Genomic DNA, 16,954 nt, shown 5'->3' with positions numbered 1-16,954 from the left:
GGACGGGCGGCCTGCCGCTGCTGCGCGACCTGACAGGATGGGACCCGGAGCACGTGGAAACGTGCCGAAGGCCCGCCAGCCGTCAGAGGGGAACAGCATGCCGCACCGGGTGACGATCCGAGACGTCGCCGCTCGCGCCGGGGTCTCCGCCGGCGCCGTCTCGCTCGCCCTCAACGACCGGCCCGGCGTCTCGCAGGAGACCCGCCGCCGCATCACCGAGGCGGCCCGGGAGCTCGGCTGGTCCCCCAACCTCGCCGCTCGTTCACTGGCCCGTGGTCCGCAGGTGCACACCATCGGGATGGCGATCAGCCGCGAAGCAGTGGACGAGGGACTCGACGCCCTCCACATGGCCCTCATCGGCGGCATCGAGCACGTCCTGTCGGAGCGGCCCTGCTCCCTGCTGCTGCACCTGACCACCAGTCGGGAGATGGAGATCGCCCTCTACAAGCAGTGGTGGCAGTCCGGCCAGGTCAACGGGGCGGTGCTGACCGGGGTGACCGCGGACGACCCCCGGATCGAGCCCACCCACCACCTGGGCATGCCGGTTGTCGCCGTCACCCACCCCGACCACAGCGGCCCCTTCCCGGCGGTCTGGAGCGACGAGGCGGCGGCCGTCACGGAGGCGGTGCGCTACCTTGCCGTTCTCGGGCACCGGCGGATCGCCCACATCGCGGGCCCCGCCAAGCTCGGCAGCGCGCTGGTCCGTTCGCAGGCGTTCGAGGACGTCGCCGCCGAACTGTCCTTGGAGGACCGCCGCACCGTGGTCACCGACCTGTCGGCGCATCAGGGTGCCCGGGCCACCCGGGAGTTGCTCGCTGCCGCCGACCGGCCCACCGCGATCGTCTACGACAACGACCTCATGGCCGTGGCCGGTCTGGCGGTGGCCGCCGAGCTGGGACTGCGGGTCCCCGAGGACCTGTCACTGGTCGCCTGGGACGATTCGGAGATGTGCCGGATCACCCGGCCGCACCTGTCCGCCCTCAGCCACGACCCGTTCGCTTTCGGCTCGGAGGTCGCCCGGTGCCTGCTCGAACTCCTGGACACCGGACGGGCGGAGTCCCGCGTCTCCGGCATCCCCGAACTGGTCCCGCGCGGGACCACCGGCCCGCCGCCGCGCAGGCCGTGAACCCGTCCGGTCCCGCGGACGGGACCGATCAGGCCGGCGGTGCCGCCGTGCTCCCGCGGGGAGTCAGCTGCGGAGCGGCGTCCTCGTAGCCCTCGCTCTTCCCGCCCGCGATCAGCGCCAGCAGGGTCCGGGCGGCGTGTGCGCCGTAGGCGTGGATGTCCCGGGTCAGCGCGGTGAGCGGAGGCCGGACCACCTGGACCAGGGGGGAGTCGTCCCAGGCGACGATCGACAGGTCCCCCGGTACCTGGAGCCCCATCTCCTGAGCGACCGACAGGCCGGCGACCGCCGTCATGTCGTTGTCGTAGAGGATCGCGGTGGGCCGGTCGGGGGAGAGCAGCAGGCGCCGCGTCGCGCGTGCGCCCTCCAGGCCGGTGTAGTCGGTGTGGACGACCGGAACGGCCTCCAGCCCGAGTTTCCCGCACACGGCCGTGAAGGCCGCGTCGCGCAGCGAGGTGTGCACCAAGCCGGTGAGCCCGGCCACCCGGCCGACCCGCCGGTGCCCCAGCGCCGCCAGGTACTCCAGCGTCTCGCGGACCGCCGCGGAATCGTCCGACCACACCGGGGTCAGGCCGCCGGAGCCGGACGGGTGACCGATCACGACCGTCGGCAGGCCGATCTCCTCCAGGACCGGCACGCGGGCGTCGTCCTCCCGCAGGTCGACCAGGATCGCGCCGTCGATCTGCCGCTCGCCCCACCACCGCCGGTAAGCCTCCAGCCCCCGCTCGTGGTCGGCGACCACCTGCAGCGCCAGCGAGTAGGACGCCTCGGACAGGACGTTCTCGATCCCGCCGATGAGCTCCATGAAGAACGGCTCGGTCCCCAGCATCCGGGCCGGCCGCGCCAGCGCCAGGCCCACCGCGGAGGACTTCGCGCCGCTCAGCGCCCGGGCGGCACTGTTGCGCACGAACCCGATCTCCTCCGCGACCTCCGCGATCCGGGCCCGTGTCGCCTCCGAGACGCCCGGCTGGCCGTTGAGCGCATTGGAGACGGAGACCTTCGACACGCCGACGATCTTGGCGATGTCGGCGATCGTGGGCCGCCGCGCGGCCGGACTCTGCTGCGGGGACACCTGATCCACGAGGACCCTTCTGAACCGATGAGGCAGACCTTGCGCCCCCAAGCTACTACGGGCCCGGCCGTCCGCAGTAGCCAACCCCGGACATGGATCGGAACCGGTTAACTGGCTATTGACAGTGATGAGAGGGCGGTCATAGCGTTCCCGGCATTAATCGGTTAATCCAGCGGTTCGCGGAGCACGTTCGAGGCGACCGCCCCGGTGCGGCCCTGCCTCCGGGACCTCCGGCACCCGATCCGCGCACCGCCCGGCCCGCCAGTTGCCGGCCTGGGGCCCTTGGCGTCGCGCGCCGCGCACTCCCGCCCGCTGCTCCGGGCCCGCACCGATTCCCCCGACGACCAGCGCGAAGGACGAGCGAATGCGCACAGGATGGGTGGCCGTCGCCGTCGCGACGGCGATGCTGCTGACGGCCTGCGGGAGCGACGGCGACGGCTCTCCGCCCCCCGACGGCGGCGACACCCGCGTCTCCGGCGAGATCAAGGTCCTGACCAACCGCGTCGACCAACTCTCGGACGGGACGCTCAAGAAGTACGCGGACCGGTTCCGGAAGGCGTACCCGGACGTCAGGGTACGGTTCGAGGCCCTCACCGACTACGAGGGCGGGATCGGCGTCCGGCTGGACAGCGGCGACTACGGCGACGTGCTGCTGATCCCCAACAGCATGACCCTCAGTCAGTATCCGGCCCACTTCGCGTCCCTCGGCTCCGCGGACGAGCTGGCGCAGACCTTCGACTTCACCGAGTACGCCACGGTGGCACACCAGGTGTACGGCCTGGCGAACATCGGCATCGCCACCGGCTTCGTCTACAACAAGGCCGTCTGGGAGCAGGCCGGCGTCACCGAGTGGCCGCAGACCCCCGAGCAGTTCATCGACGCCCTCAAGGCCATCAAGGCGAAGACCCAGGCCATCCCCTACTACACCAATTACCACGACGGATGGCCGCTGCGGCAGTGGTCCGACCACATCGGCGGCCCGGGCTGCAACAACTCCGCCCGGGACGCCCTCGCCGCCACCCCGGACCCCTGGAGCCCGGGCAGGGACCTCCACGCCATCGACGGCCTGCTCTACAGCGCCGCCCGTGAGAAGTTGACCGAGCCCGATCCCACCGCCACCGACTGGGAGAACTCCAAGACCCTGATGGGCACCGGGAAGATCGGTGCGATGTTCCTCGGCTCCTGGGCGATCCCGCAGATGCAGAAGGCCGCCAAGGCCGCCGGCCACAACCCCGACGACATCGCCTACATGCCGTTCCCGGCTCTGTCCAAGTCCCACTTCTGCACCGTCGTCCAGCCTGACTACAAGTACGCGGTGAGCGCGCGCTCCAAGAACAAGGCCGCCGCGCGGGCCTGGATCGACTGGTACCTGACCAAGTCCGGCAGCGCCCAGGCGGAGCAGGCCATCTCCACCGTCAAGGGCACCCCGCTGCCGCCGGCCCTCAAGGCCTTCGACGAACGCGGGGTGCGCATCATGACGCAGACCCAGGACAAGGCCGCCCTGGTGAGCGAGATCGACAAGGACGCCCGGATCGGGCTGAGCTCTCCCGACTACCGCCGCAAGCTGGTCGACATCGCCCGCGGCGCGGCCCCAGGGGACCAGGCAGGCTACTTCGCCGACCTCAACAAGCGCTGGGCCCAGTCCCAGCGAAGGCTCGGGCGCTGACTCCCGCCTCCCGCGCCCGGCCCTTCATGAACCGGTAAAGATATGACCCTCGCGACCGGCCGGCTATCGGATGATCGATGGGTCAATCCGGGGTCAGGGCATGCTCTTACAAGGGATGTTCGCGTTTAGTTGAGCTCGCAAGCTTGGCCTAACCGGTTTATAGACAAGAGTGGTGCGGCGGGCTACGGTTGCTCCCGCCAGCCCCGGAACCACCCCGCAGCGAATGGAGCCGCACGATGAAGGACGTCACCCAGCTCGACCAGGGCTGGACCCTGCACCACGCGGGGAACCAGCTGCCCGCCGTCGTGCCCGGCTGCGTCCACACCGACCTGCTCGCCGCCGGCCTCATCCCGGACCCGTTCCTGGAGACCAACGAGACCAAGGTCGCCTGGGTCGGCCGCCAGGACTGGACCTACACCCTGGACCTGCCCGCCCACGGCACCCCGCACGAGCGCACCGACCTGGTTTTCGACGGCCTCGACACCGCCGCCACCATCACCTACGGCGGAACCGAACTCGGCAACACCCGCAACATGCACCGCAGTTACCGCTTCGACGCCACCGGCCTCACCGGTGAGCTGGCGGTCCACTTCACCAGCGCCTACCGCGAGGCCGAGCGCGTGCGCGCCCTGGTCGGCGACCGCCCCAACGTCTACCCCGAGCCCTTCCAGTACATCCGCAAGATGGCCAGCAGCTTCGGCTGGGACTGGGGCCCGACCCTGCCCACCGCCGGGATATGGCGGCCCGTCAGGATCGAGCGGTGGAGCACCGCCCGACTGGCCCGCGTCCGCCCCCACACCACCGTCACCGGCACCACCGGCACCGTCGAACTCCACCTCGACCTCGAACGCACCACCACCGGCGCGAGCCGCGATCTCACCGCCACCGCCACCATCGGCGAGCACACCGCCACCGTCACCGTCCCGGCCGGCCAGGACACCACCGTCCTCGTCCTGGAGGTCCCCGACGCCACCCTCTGGTGGCCGCGCGGCTACGGCGACCAAGCCCTCCATGACCTCGACGTCACGCTCGCCGACGCACAGGGCCCGCTCGACACCTGGCAGCGCCGCATCGGCTTCCGCACCGTCGAACTCGACACCTCCGCCGACGAACACGGCAGCGGCTTCACCCTGGTCGTCAACGGCGTGCGCCTCTTCGTCCGCGGCGTCAACTGGATCCCCGACGACACCCTGGTCACCCGGGTCACGCGCGAACGCTACAAGGACCGCCTCACCCGCGCCGCCGAGGCCAACATCGACCTCGTGCGGATCTGGGGCGGCGGCATCTACGAGAACGAAGCCTTCTACGACACCTGCGACGAACTCGGCCTGATGGTCTGGCAGGACTTCCTCTTCGCCTGCGCCGCCTACCCCGAGGAGCAGCCCCTGCGCGGCGAGATCGAGGCCGAGGCCCGCGAGAACGTCGCCCGCCTCATGCCCCACCCCTCCCTCGTGCTGTGGAACGGCAACAACGAGAACCTCTGGGGCTTCCGCGACTGGGGCTGGGAGGAGGACCTCGCCACCGACTCCTGGGGCGAGGGCTACTACCTCGGCATCCTGCCCCGCATCGTCGCCGAACTCGACCCCACCCGCCCCTACACGGCCGGCAGCCCCTGGTCCGGTAGTTGGGACCACCACCCCAACGACGTCGACCACGGCACCCACCACTCCTGGGAGGTGTGGAACCGTCAGGACTACGCCGAGTACCGCGCCACCGTCCCCCGCTTCGTCGCCGAGTTCGGCTGGCAGGCCCCGCCCGCCCACGCCACCCTGCGCCGCGCCCTGCCCACCGAGACCCTCGCCGCCGACTCGCCCGGCATGCTCCACCACCAGAAGGCCGAGGACGGCAACGGCAAGCTCGACCGCGGCGTCGCCCGCCACTTCGACCTCCCCGTCGACTTCGACCGCTGGCACTACCTCACCCAGGTCATCCAGGCCCGCGCCGTCTCCGCCGGCATCGAACACTGGCGCTCCCACTGGCCCCGCTGCGCGGGCACCGTCGTCTGGCAGCTCAACGACTGCTGGCCGGTCTCCTCCTGGGCCGCCATCGACGGCGACGGCCGGCTCAAGCCCCTCTGGTACGAACTGCGCCGGGTCTTCGCCGACCGGCTCGTCACCCTCCAGCCGAACACCGACGACGAGGCCACCCCCACCCTCGCCCTCGCCAACCAAGCGGCCCAGCTCTGGAACACCGTCGTCACCCTGCGCCGGGTCTCCGCCGACGGCACCACCACCACGACCACCGACATCCCGGTGACCGTCGAAGCCCGCTCGGTGCTGCGCCTGCCCGTACCGGGTGCGCTGACCCCGGCGACCGGCTCGACCAAGGAGTTCCTGGCCGCCGACGCCGACGGCCTGCGCGCGGTGCACTTCCCGGCGACCGACAAGGAATTCGACTACGGGCAGCCCGAGTTCGACGTCACCGTCGAGCCGGTCGACGGTGACGACAACGCCCTCGACGTCGTCGTCACCGCCCACACCCTCGTCCGCGACCTGCTCCTGCAAGCGGACCGGCTGGCACCCGACGCGGTCGCCGACCAGGGCCTGCTGACGCTGCTCGCGGGCGAGCAGGCCCGGATCCGGATCACCGGCGCACCCGGCACCGACGCTGACAGCGCCCGCACCGCCCTGTACTGCGTGCAGCCCACGTGACCACGTCCGGCTGACCCGCCGTCATGACCCGGACCACCGCCCGACCGAAGACGGCTCGTTGCCGCCCGGCGCCCACCGCCCCGCAGCTGCGAGCCGTCTCGCCCCCGGCCCCTCACCGCCGACCCGCAGGACGGGGACATGCCCCAGCTGACCGCCCTCCACGTCTACCCCGTCAAATCGACCTACCGCCACAGCCCGGACACTGCCGAGGTCCAGCCCTGGGGCCTCGCCGGAGACCGCCGTTGGATGCTCGCGGACCCGACCGGCCGGGCCGTGACCCAGCACGACAACCCCGTCCTCGCCCGGTACCGCACCGAGCCGCACCCCGACGGCTCACTGACCGTCACCGACCCCGTGGGCGCGCACATCCGAGTGCCTTCACCGCACGCCCACGCAGGCCGGGCAGCACGAGGCATCCTCTTCGGAACCATCTTCCCCGCCGTGGAGAACACCAAGGAGGTCCAAGCGTGGTTCCGCGAGCGCCTCGGCGACGTCCGCCTGCTGCACCTGGCCGCCCCCGCCACCAGCCGCATCATCCATCTCGATGAAGGACCACCTGACGCCAGCACCAGCATGGTCGACGGCTACCCGGTGCACCTGACCACCACCGCATCACTGGCCGCCCTCAACCACCATCTCGCCCAGGACCACCCGACGTCAGAGCCGCAGGCCGAGCCGCTGCCGATGAGCCGCTTCCGCCCCAACCTCGTCGTCACCGGCACCGAGCCGTGGGAGGAGGACACCTGGCACCGGATCAAGGTGGGCGACGTGGTCTTCCGCACCGCCGAACTCTGCGGGCGGTGCGTGGTGATCACCCTCGACCAGGAGACCGGCGAACGCCGAGGAGCCCGCCCGCTCCGCGCGCTCGCGCGCCACCACCGGTACGGCAACACGCTCGCCTTCGGACTGAGCATGATCCCGGAACGGCCCGAGGGCCTGCGCGGCGACCGCCTGGGCACCGTGCGGCTCGGCGACGAGATCACAGTCCTGGCGACACGACCACGAGCCCACGGCCCAACAGGACAGACCGAGCACGCGGCCCCGGACACCACGACCCGCTGAGGTCACGTTCGGCCCACAACCGATCAGCTCCCCGGACAGCGAACCAAAGCCCCGGGCGAGTGCCCGCGGCGCCCGGGGTGATCCCATCCCAGACCCCAAGAGGTCCTGCCCAACGTCCATCGGACTGCGGGGCCCGACCGCAGCCCGACGGAGCATCGGCCGCCCTAGGTCACCCTCCGTATCTGCCGTGCGGGCGCCTCGGCCGCCAGGCCATCAGCTGCAGGCCACCACAGGCGTTTGTACCAAGCCTGGCACCCGCACTTGGGCACAAGTCAAGGGATCACCGCAGGCCAGCGGCGGTTTTGGGGGAGTGGTGGTCGGGTTGTGGTCGTGCCCCTGGACCGCCGTGCACGGCCGGAGCAGGATGGTGGTGCCGCTCACCGCACCCGCCTGCCTGAAGGTGATCCTCATGCGTGCCCACCTCGCGGTGGGACGTGTCTACCGCCGCTGCGGCTGCCGCGACCAGCAGCGCCACCAGCTCGGCACCCACTGCCCCCGCCTCATTGCTGAACCCTCCCACGGGACCTGGACGTTCGCCCTCGAGCTCCCGCCCGCCGTCCCCGGCGGGCACAACCGCACGGTGCGCCGCGGCGGATTCCCCACCGAAGCAGACGCCCGCGACGCGCTGCGCCGCTACCAGGCCGGCCGGCGCCTCGGCGTCAACGCCGACCCGAACCAGACGGTGGCCGAGTACCTGACCACCTGGCTGGCGGCGAAGGAGCTCACCCTCAAGCCCACCACCTGGGTCCGCTACCGCGACTACGTCCACCACGACCTGATCCCCGCGCTCGGTGCGATCGCGCTGGACGACCTCGCCTACGAGCACCTCCTCGCCTACGCCCGCGCCCAACTCGCCGCCGGCCGGGGCCGTTCCACCGTCTGGCACATCCTCGCTACCCTCTCCTCCGCCCTCGGCGAGGCCAAGCGCACCCATCGCCTGCCCGCCAACGTCGCACGCCCCACGATCATCCCCAGGCCGCACTCGGAGGAGCGAACCATCTGGACGGTCGCCCAGGTCGTCACGTTCCTGCGCTACTGCCGCGCGGTCGACCCGAAGTTCGCGGACCTGATCGAGCTGATCGTCTGCACCGGCTTGCGCAAGGGCGAAGCCCTCGCCCTCCACTGGCACGACGTCCTCCTCCACCCCGCACTCATCTACGTCCGCTGGACCCTGTCCGCCATCGACAACAACCAGCTCTGCATGACCACCCCCAAGACCCAGGCCAGCCGGCAATGGGTCGCCCTCTCACCCAGAGCCCGACAGCTCCTGCTCCGCCTGCGCAAGGAAGCCGACCCCGCCGCCCTCGACGGCTTCGTCTTCCACCACGACGACGGCAGCCCCCTGCACCCCGAGTACGTCCTCAACCACTTCCACCAGATCGCCCGCGCCGCCGGCCTGCCCGACTGCACCGTCCACGACCTGCGCCACTTCGCCGTCACCACCGCCCTCGACGAAGGCGTCGAGATGACCATCGTCTCCAAGACCGCCCGGCACTCCACCTACTCCACCACCGCCAACATCTACGCCCACCTCACCCGCAAGGCCGCCCACCAAGCCGTCGACGCCATCGCGAACGCCCTCAAACGCGAAGAACGGCGCCGCAACCGGCGCCGGAGGGCGAAGGGACGGTCCGGTCGGAAACCGACGCAGCATCAGAGCGCGTACCAGCGAGCCGCGTGAATACCCATCAGTGATCGAGGGCCGCAGCAGTACCGCACACCGAGGGTGGTGACAATCAGCGACTGAGGGGGAGAGAAGCTCCGCGACGGGGCTGAGCGGGGCTGATCGGGCATGCCCATGCCCGCTCGCAACGCGGCGAAAGCACAAGGCAGCTGATGATCTCTCAGCTCGACCCCAAAGCCACACGCCGCGGCCCGCGCCGGTGAACGACCACTGGACGACCACCCATACGAAAAGGCCGCTCCCACCATTCGGTGGAAACGGCCTCCGACCTGCGTAAACGCTGGTCGGGACGACAGGATTTGAACCTGCGACCCCTTGACCCCCAGTCAAGTGCGCTACCAAGCTGCGCCACGTCCCGTGGTCCGAATGCTTCGGCCTTGCGGCTTCTGCTCTCCGACCTCGTCCCCGGTGTCCCGGCGACGTGGAAAACAATACAGCACGCGGAGGGGTGCTCGCTGCCAGGTTTCCGGGGACGGCGGTGGTGGTGCCGTGCAGGTCAGGGGGTGGGGTGGCGGGCGTCGTAGTGGAGGAAGGCGGGGCGGAGGGCGGCGAGGAGGAGGACGGCGGCGATGCAGGCGAGGCCGCCGATGAGGAGGGCGGTGGTGGTGGAGGTGAGGGAGGCGGTGGTGCCGGCGAAGAAGTCGCCGAGGCGGGGGCCGCCGGCGACGACGACGATGAAGACGCCTTGGAGTCGGCCGCGCATGTCGTCGGGGGCTCCGACCTGGAGGATGGTGTTGCGGAAGATCATGCTGACCGAGTCGGCGGCTCCGGCGGCGGCGAGGGCGAGCAGGCCGAGCCAGAGGTGGGTGGTGAGGCCGAAGGCGGCGATGGCGAGGCCCCAGGCGGCGACTCCGGCGATGATGGCGGTGCCGTGGCGGTGGACCCGGGAGACCCAGCCGGAGAACAGCGCGCCGGTGAGGGCGCCGGCCGCGGCGGCGGTGACCAGCAGGCCGACCGTACCGGGGCCGCCGTGGTAGACGCCGACGGCGATCGCGGGGAAGAGGGCACGGGGTGAGGCGAGGATCATCGCTATGAGGTCGGCGACGAAGCTGGTGCGGAGGTTGGGGCGGCTGCGCAGGAAGCGGAGGCCGTCGAGGACGGAGGCGCGCTTCTTCGCCGTGCCGGACGCGGTGGTGCCGTCGCCGGGGAGCATCGCGGGGAGTCGCCACATCGCGTAGAGGACGCCGCTGAAGGCGACGGTGTCGACGAGGTAGGCGGACTGGACGCCGAGGGTGCCGATCAGGAGGCCGCCGACCAGCGGGCCGACGGTGGTGCCGAGGTTCATGCTCATGCTGCCGAGGGCGTTGGCGGCCGGGAGCTGATGGGACGGCACCAGTCGGGGGATCATGGCCGAGCGGGCCGGGGAGCTGAGGGCGAAGAAGCCGGCCTGGACGGCGACCATCGCGTAGAGCAGGGGCACTGAGCGGAGGTCGAGCAGGGCCTGGACGGCGAGCACGGCCGAGGTGACGGCCAGTCCGGCGGAGCCGAAGAGGCCGAGCAGGCGGCGGTCGACGGTGTCGGCGATGGCCCCGCCGAAGAGGCCGAGCACGACCAGCGGGACGAGGGAGAAGAGGCCGACCAGGCCGGTGGCGAAGGTGGATTCGGTGAGCTGGAAGACCTGGACCGAGACCGCCACCGCGGTCATCTGCTGGCCGATGGCGGAGACCGCCTGGCCGGTCCACAGCCGCCGGTAGTCGGGGTGCTCGCGCAGCGGGCTGAGGTCGGCGAAGGCGGACCGCCGCAGCCGTTGCCACCGTCCCGGGGCGGCAGTCTCGGCGGTGACGGCAGCGCTCGGTCGGCCGGGCGCGGACGGTCCGTCAGGCGCCGACGGTTCGTCGGGCGGCGGGGGCACGGACTGCGAGGAGGTGGGATGCGTCGACACGCGCTTCATCCTCACCTACCCCGCAGCCCGTGGACGAACGGATTTCGCCGGTGTGACGAGGCCCGCAGGTAGCGCCCAGGCAGCACCCGGGCGGGCCCGCGAACCCGCCGCTACTTCGTCAGGACCTGCTTCTCGCCCGCCTCGACCACCAGCGGCAGCCGGTTCCCCGGCGGCGGGAACGGGCAGATGAAGTGGTCGGCGAAGGCGCACGGCGGCAGGTAGGCCCGGTTGAGGTCGAGCACGGTGCGGCCCTCCTCGTCGGGGGCGGGCAGGGTGATGAAGCGGAAGCGGTAGCTCTCCCGGCCGCTGCCGGCGTCCGCGATCACGCCGCTGAGCTGGTCGCCGGAGCGGCCGACGGTGAGGGTGTGCGGTTCGCCGGCCAGCTGGAAGGCGATCTGGCCGCTGGTGGCGAGCGGGCGCTCGCGGCCGTCCGCGTTCTCCACCAGGACGTCCTCGTCCTGGTCGAACGGGGTGAAGACGGCGGGCACGGCCCAGTCCGGCGAGTACGGGAACGCGGAGATCCCGGCGAAGCCGAGGCGGCCCTCCGACTCCGGGTCGAAGACCCGCAGCGCGAGCTCGCCCTCGCGCTCGATCGGGACGAGCAGCACCTCACCGAGCGTCAGCAGGTCGGCGCCGGGGGAGGTGTCGGGGGTGAGGCGGCGGACGCCGTCCACCGGCCCGCCCCCGGCGCCCTCGACGGACAGTCCGTCAGCGGCGGTCGCCTCGACGTGCACCGCCCCGTCCGCGGCCCACCAGCGGCCGGGCAGGCCGGGCACCTCGGCGGGCTCGGGCTCCAGCCAGTGGGTGCCGGTGAGGGCGAGCGCGCCGTGCGGGGCGCTGACGCTCGCGGCGCGGCGCTCCGTCCAGTGCTCCCACTCCTGGGCGGCGGTGTCGGTCATGTCGGCTTCCTCCCTCGGATCGCCGGGCCCGGCCCGGGATACGGGCGGGCGCCGGGGACGTGGCCCGGGTCCGGGAGTGGCCGGAGCGCCGGGGTACGGCTCTCGTGCTCGTGTTCGTGCTCGTGCTCGAGCCCAAGCAAGCTCAGGCCCGTGCTCAAGGTCGAACGCGAACCGTACCCCGGGTCTTCCGGCCGTGCGTGATCGACATGGTTCCGCAACGGCGCGTGACGGCCGGCAACACTGCCGAACCGTCGTGCAACACTCCCGCCCCGTCAGGCCTTGCGGCTCGCGAGCGGACGGAACAGGCCCTCCTGCATCACCGACACCACCAGCTGCCCGCTCCGGTCGTAGATCTGACCCCGCGCCAGCCCGCGCGCGCCGTGCGCGATCGGGGACTCCTGCTGGTACAGCAGCCACTCGTCGGCGCGGAACGGCCGGTGGAACCACATCGCGTGGTCCAGCGAGGCCATGTCGAAGTTCCGCACGCCCCAGAGCGGCTCGACCGGGGCCCGGACGGCGTCCAGCAGGGTCATGTCGCTGGCGTAGGTGAGCGCGCAGACGTGGATCAGCGGGTCGTCGGGCAGCGCGCCGTTGGTCTTCAGCCAGACCCCGCTGCGCGGCTCGACCCCGACCAGCTCCTCCTTGCTCCAGCGCAGCCGGTCCACGTACCGGATGTCGAAGGGCTGGCGGCGGCTGATGAAGGGGGGCAGCTCACCCAGCTTCTGGCCCACCTCGTCCAGCGCGCTCGGCACCTCCTCCGGCCCGGGCACGACCGGCATCGCCTCCTGGTGCTCGATCCCGCCCTCCTCGGGGACGTGGAAGTCGGCGGTCAGGGCGAAGATGCTGCGGCCCTGCTGGATGCCGAGCACCCGGCGGGTGGTGAACGAGCGGCCGTCGCGGATCCGGTCCACCTGGTAGACGATCGGCACGCCGGGCACACCGGGGCGCAGGAAGTAGGCGTGCAGCGAGTGCACGGGGCGGTCGCCGTCCACCGTGCGCCCCGCCGCCACCAGGGCCTGGCCCGCCACCTGGCCGCCGAAGGTCCGCTGCAGGGCCTCCTCCGGGCTGCGTCCCCGGAATATGTTGAGCTCGATCTGCTCCAGGTCGAGCAGGTCCACCAGCTGGTCGACGGGGGTGCCCATGGGTCACCAGTCCTCTCTCGCCCGGCCCGCCTCGTCCGCGCACCGCGGCACGCGTACCGGGCCGGAACTCCGTACGTTCTACCGAGAAGTCTGCACACCCACCCGCCATTCCCGCCCACCCGGTGTCAGCTCCCGTGGGCAGTGGGGCAGTGGGGCAGTGGGGCAGTGGGGCAGCGGGGCAGCCGGGCGCCGGGGCGCCGGGGCGCCGGGGCGGCCGTCCGGTGCCTGGCCCCGGCCCGGCGAGTGCACAGCACCGCCCGTCCGGGTGGCGACGGCCCGGCGACGTACCTGGAGCGTTGGCGGGACGGGCGCCGGCAGTGGACCCTCCTCCTGGCGGGTCGTCCGCTCACGCCGGAGCAGGTGGCGGCGGTCGCGGACGGCCTCAGGGGGTGACGGAGGGTCAGGGCTCCAGCCGGTACTCCTCGCGGTCGGCGGTGTAGGTGAAGAGTTCGGCGTACCGGCCCCAGTCGGTGGCGGTGGCGAGCTGCCGGTCGGTCTGCTCGCGGGTGTAGTGGTGGGCGAGGAGGTCGCGGAAGAAGCCGGCCCGGAGGGTGCCGTCGGGGGACTGGCGGAGGCTGGCGCTGATCAGGCGGATCAGCGGGACGGTGATCGCGGCGGTGGCGAACAGGGCCTTGGAGGTCTGGACGGTGGCGGCGGCGAAGGCGCTGCCGTGCTCGGTGAGGCGGAGCGAGTCGCCGTCGACGGCGGCGAAGCCGAGCAGGTCGAGGGCGTCGACCAGCGGGAGCAGGTCGTCCGCCTCCAGGCCGAGGTCGTCGGCGAGGTCGGCGAGGTCGCAGCGCCCGCCCGCGTGGGCGACCAGTTCGGCGAGCCCGGAGAGGCCGTCGACGCCCGCCGACGGGAGCGGGGTGTTGGCGGTGGTGCGCGGAGCGGGCTCGGCGAGGGCGAGGGCGGGGGAGGGGACGGCGGCGTCGCGGCCGGTGAGGGTCCGGTAGACCTGGTCGACCAGGGACTGGAAGGCGGCGGAGCCGCGGTCGCGGGAGCGGCCGGGGCCGAGTTCGGCGCCGGGCTCGAAGACGGCGCGGACGGTGCCGTACGGCCGGGAGCCGAGCACGACCACCCGGTCGGCCATCAGGACGGCCTCCTCGATGTTGTGGGTGACCAGGACCATCGCCCGGGTGGGGAAGGTGCCGGACTCCCAGAGCTCCATCAGCTCGCCGCGCAGGTTCTCGGCGGTCAGCACGTCCAGGGCGGAGAACGGCTCGTCCATCATCAGCACGTCCGGCTCGACCACCAACGCCCGTGCGAAGCCGACCCGTTGGCGCATGCCGCCGGAGAGCTCCTTGGGGTAGGCGGCCTCGAAGCCGTCCAGGCCGACCAGGTCGATGGCCCGGCGGGCGGCCTCGGCCCGCTCGCCCGCCGCCGACCCCCTCGCCTCCAGGCCGAGTTCGACGTTCTGCTGCACCGTCAGCCAGGGCAGCAGGGCGAAGGTCTGGAACACCATCGCCGTCCCGGGGTTGGCCCCGTTCAGCGGGGTGCCCCGGTAGTGGACGCTGCCGGAGCTGGGGGCGATCAGCCCGGCCAGGCAGCGCAGCAGGGTGGACTTGCCCGAGCCGGAGCGGCCGAGCAGGGCGACGACCTCGCCGGCCCGGATCTCCAGGTCGATGCCGCCGAGCACGGGCAGATCGCCGTCGGAGCCGGCGTAGGTCTTGGTCAACTCGACTGCTTCGAGCAGGAGTTCACTATCGGTGGCCGGAGCCGGGGCAGTGGTGGGACGGCGCGGACGCAGCAGGTTGAGGTTCATCGGAAGCTCCAAGCGGAAAGCGGGGTTCAGAGGGCGTAGCGGACCCGGGCGAGCCGGTGCAGCGGCTGCCAGACCACGCGGTTGAGCACGATCACGTACAGGCTCATCACGGCGACCCCGGCCAGCAGGCGCGGGAAGTCCCCGGCCGAGGTGGCCTGCGCGATGTACGCGCCGAGGCCGGTCGCGGTGAGGGTGGTGGCGCCGAAGGTGACCACCTCGGAGACGATCGAGGCGTTCCAGGCGCCGCCCGAGGCGGTGATGCCGCCGGTGACGTAGGAGGGGAAGACGGCCGGGAGGATCAGCCGCCGCCAGCGCCGGACGCCGCGGACGCCCAGGTCGTCCATCGCCTCGCGCAGGTCGGCGGGGATGGCCATCGCCCCGGCGATGGTGTTGAAGAGGATGTACCACTGGGCGCCGAGCGCCATCAGCAGCACGCCGCCGACGTCCAGCGACAGGCCGGTCCTGAGGAAGAACCAGACCGCCAGCGGGAAGAGGAAGTTGGCGGGGAAGGAGGCGAGCACCTGGACCACCGGCTGGGCGATCCGGGTCAGCCTCGGCGAGCCGCCGATCCACACGCCGACCGGCACCCAGACCACCGTCGCGGCCGCCACCAGCACCACCACCCGGGCCAGGGTGGCCAGTCCGAGCAGCAGCGGCTCGCCGAGCACGCTCAGCCCGGTGCTCCGGTGCAGGTAGGAGCCGAGGTCGTAGAGGCCCCAGGCGATCAGACTGCCGGTGACCACGCCGAAGGCCAGGTCCCCGGCCCGGCGGCGCGTCGGGGCGACCCGCAGCGGCCGGTCGTCGACGCCGAACACCCGCCCGGCCCGGGAGCAGAACTGCCCCACCGGTCGAAGCCAACGACCCAGCAGTGCAGGCCAGTTGGAGCGGCGCAGCAGCTCCAGGACGGCCGAGCGCTGCGGCTCGCGGCTGCCCGACTGCTCGTTCTTGAAGCGCTCGGCCCAGGCGGTGAGCGGGCGCCAGAAGAGGAAGTTCACCCCGGTCACCATCACGGCCATCGCGAGCACCGCCCAGCCGACCTTGCCCAGGTCGCCCTCGGCGATCGCGGCCCCGGCGTAGGAGCCGACGCCCGGCAGGGCGTAGTCCTGGCCGCCGATGGCGATCATCTCGGAGGCGACCAGGAAGAACCAGCCGCCGCCGAAGCTCATCATGCCGTTCCAGACCAGGTCGATCGTCCCGGAGGGCAGCTCGACCTTCCAGAACCGCATCCACCGCGTGAAGCCGAACGACCGTGACAGCTCGTCGAGTTCGCGCGGCAGCGAGGTCAGCGAGCGGTGGAACGCGAAGGTCATGTTCCAGGCCTGCGAGGTGAAGACGGCGAACACGGCCGCGCACTCCGGCCCGAGCATCGAGCCGGGGAAGAGTGCCAGGAAGCCGGTCACCGCCACGGTCAGGAAGCCGAGCACCGGCACCGACTGGAGGATGTCCAGGGCCGGGACCAGCACCTTGCCGAGCCGTCGGCTGCGCGCGGCGGCGTAGGCGAAGACGAAGGTGAAGACCACGGCGGCGGCCAGTGCGGCGAACATCCGCAGCAGGCTGCGCGCCGCGTAGTACGGCAGCCGGGCCGGATCGGTGTCGATGCCGAGCTTCTCGCCCGGCGTGAAGGAGACGGTGGTGCCGTGTCCCACGCGCAGTGCGGCGTAGAACAGCAGCAGCACGCCGGCCGCGACGGTGACGTCGGTCAGCGAGAAGCGGCGGCGGGTGGACGGAGCGGGGGTACGGAAGAACGACATGGCGGAACGACCTCCGCCCGCACCGGGGCGCGCGCCGACGGGGCGCGGGCGCGGAGGTGCGGGGTGCTACGGGAAACGATCAGTGAGCGACGGGGAGGAAGCCGGGACTGGGCGGTTCGTTGCGCATGGCTTGCCTCCCCTCGGGATCGTCCGCCGACGGGATCGCTCGTCGACACGGGTGGGTGTGCACGGCAGGGCGTGAGGCCCGTGCCGGTCCGTCCCGTCGAGTCTGCCCCGGGCCCACCCCGATGGGCAAATGC

At 72.0% G+C, this 16,954-nt stretch carries 11 protein-coding genes and 1 tRNA gene; 5 read left to right on the top strand and 7 right to left on the bottom strand.

Annotation, left to right across the window (positions count from 1 at the left end):
• Positions 1–97: 97 nt before the first annotated feature.
• A complete protein-coding gene (locus ABD946_RS37800) occupies positions 98–1,126 on the top strand; it encodes a LacI family DNA-binding transcriptional regulator (RefSeq protein ID WP_380149914.1) in 1,029 nt (342 codons plus the stop codon).
• A gap of 28 nt (positions 1,127–1,154) precedes the next feature.
• Here ABD946_RS37800 and ABD946_RS37795 read toward each other — a convergent pair whose 3' ends face one another.
• Complete coding sequence (locus tag ABD946_RS37795; protein WP_380149920.1) at positions 1,155–2,195, bottom strand: LacI family DNA-binding transcriptional regulator; 1,041 nt, start codon at positions 2,193–2,195, stop codon at positions 1,155–1,157.
• Between the two features lie 364 nt (positions 2,196–2,559).
• Between ABD946_RS37795 and ABD946_RS37790 the strand changes: the two genes are divergently transcribed.
• The 4 genes from ABD946_RS37790 (at position 2,560) to ABD946_RS37775 (ending at position 9,255) form a co-directional block, all read left to right on the top strand.
• Complete coding sequence (locus ABD946_RS37790; RefSeq protein ID WP_345290278.1) at positions 2,560–3,861, top strand: ABC transporter substrate-binding protein; 1,302 nt, start codon at positions 2,560–2,562, stop codon at positions 3,859–3,861.
• A 236-nt stretch (positions 3,862–4,097) separates the two neighbouring features.
• Positions 4,098–6,512: a glycoside hydrolase family 2 protein gene (locus ABD946_RS37785; RefSeq protein ID WP_345290277.1), complete on the top strand. Its 2,415-nt coding sequence runs from the start codon at positions 4,098–4,100 to the stop codon at positions 6,510–6,512.
• A 138-nt stretch (positions 6,513–6,650) separates the two neighbouring features.
• A complete protein-coding gene (locus ABD946_RS37780) occupies positions 6,651–7,574 on the top strand; it encodes an MOSC domain-containing protein (RefSeq protein ID WP_345290276.1) in 924 nt (307 codons plus the stop codon).
• 409 nt (positions 7,575–7,983) lie between these two features.
• Positions 7,984–9,255 carry a tyrosine-type recombinase/integrase gene (locus ABD946_RS37775; protein ID WP_345290275.1) on the top strand — a complete coding sequence of 424 codons (1,272 nt, stop codon included), beginning with the start codon at positions 7,984–7,986 and terminating at the stop codon, positions 9,253–9,255.
• A gap of 284 nt (positions 9,256–9,539) precedes the next feature.
• Here ABD946_RS37775 and ABD946_RS37770 read toward each other — a convergent pair.
• The 6 genes from ABD946_RS37770 to ABD946_RS37745 all read right to left on the bottom strand — a co-directional run bounded on the left by ABD946_RS37770 (position 9,540) and on the right by ABD946_RS37745 (position 16,694).
• Positions 9,540–9,616, bottom strand: a tRNA-Pro gene (locus ABD946_RS37770).
• Positions 9,617–9,754: 138 nt separating this feature from the next.
• A complete protein-coding gene (locus ABD946_RS37765; protein WP_380149915.1) occupies positions 9,755–11,149 on the bottom strand; it encodes an MFS transporter in 1,395 nt (464 codons plus the stop codon).
• A gap of 101 nt (positions 11,150–11,250) precedes the next feature.
• Entirely contained in the window at positions 11,251–12,039 is a 789-nt protein-coding gene (locus tag ABD946_RS37760; protein ID WP_345290274.1) for a DUF1684 domain-containing protein, read from the bottom strand.
• Between the two features lie 272 nt (positions 12,040–12,311).
• Complete coding sequence (locus ABD946_RS37755; protein ID WP_345290273.1) at positions 12,312–13,181, bottom strand: acyl-CoA thioesterase; 870 nt, start codon at positions 13,179–13,181, stop codon at positions 12,312–12,314.
• Positions 13,182–13,581: 400 nt separating this feature from the next.
• A complete protein-coding gene (locus ABD946_RS37750) occupies positions 13,582–14,943 on the bottom strand; it encodes an ABC transporter ATP-binding protein (protein ID WP_345290272.1) in 1,362 nt (453 codons plus the stop codon).
• Positions 14,944–14,969: 26 nt separating this feature from the next.
• Positions 14,970–16,694: an ABC transporter permease gene (locus ABD946_RS37745; RefSeq protein WP_345290271.1), complete on the bottom strand. Its 1,725-nt coding sequence runs from the start codon at positions 16,692–16,694 to the stop codon at positions 14,970–14,972.
• Positions 16,695–16,954 lie beyond the last annotated feature (260 nt).

Origin of the sequence: Kitasatospora albolonga, assembly GCF_039535905.1 — a bacterium.
Taxonomy (GTDB): Bacteria; Actinomycetota; Actinomycetes; order Streptomycetales; family Streptomycetaceae; genus Kitasatospora; species Kitasatospora albolonga.
The sequence above is the reverse complement of the archived record's forward strand: the minus strand, read 5'-3'. Positions and strand labels throughout refer to the sequence as shown.

Bases quoted from the DNA above. Each gene is read 5' to 3' on its own strand.
- ABD946_RS37800 (WP_380149914.1), top strand. From the start codon at position 98: ATGCCGCACCGGGTGACGATCCGAGACGTCGCCGCTCGCGCCGGGGTC.
- ABD946_RS37790 (WP_345290278.1), top strand. From the start codon at position 2,560: ATGCGCACAGGATGGGTGGCCGTCGCCGTCGCGACGGCGATGCTGCTG.
- ABD946_RS37785 (WP_345290277.1), top strand. From the start codon at position 4,098: ATGAAGGACGTCACCCAGCTCGACCAGGGCTGGACCCTGCACCACGCG.
- ABD946_RS37780 (WP_345290276.1), top strand. From the start codon at position 6,651: ATGCCCCAGCTGACCGCCCTCCACGTCTACCCCGTCAAATCGACCTAC.
- ABD946_RS37775 (WP_345290275.1), top strand. From the start codon at position 7,984: ATGCGTGCCCACCTCGCGGTGGGACGTGTCTACCGCCGCTGCGGCTGC.
- ABD946_RS37765 (WP_380149915.1), bottom strand. From the start codon at position 11,149: ATGAAGCGCGTGTCGACGCATCCCACCTCCTCGCAGTCCGTGCCCCCG.
- ABD946_RS37760 (WP_345290274.1), bottom strand. From the start codon at position 12,039: ATGACCGACACCGCCGCCCAGGAGTGGGAGCACTGGACGGAGCGCCGC.
- ABD946_RS37755 (WP_345290273.1), bottom strand. From the start codon at position 13,181: ATGGGCACCCCCGTCGACCAGCTGGTGGACCTGCTCGACCTGGAGCAG.
- ABD946_RS37750 (WP_345290272.1), bottom strand. From the start codon at position 14,943: ATGAACCTCAACCTGCTGCGTCCGCGCCGTCCCACCACTGCCCCGGCT.
- ABD946_RS37745 (WP_345290271.1), bottom strand. From the start codon at position 16,694: ATGTCGTTCTTCCGTACCCCCGCTCCGTCCACCCGCCGCCGCTTCTCG.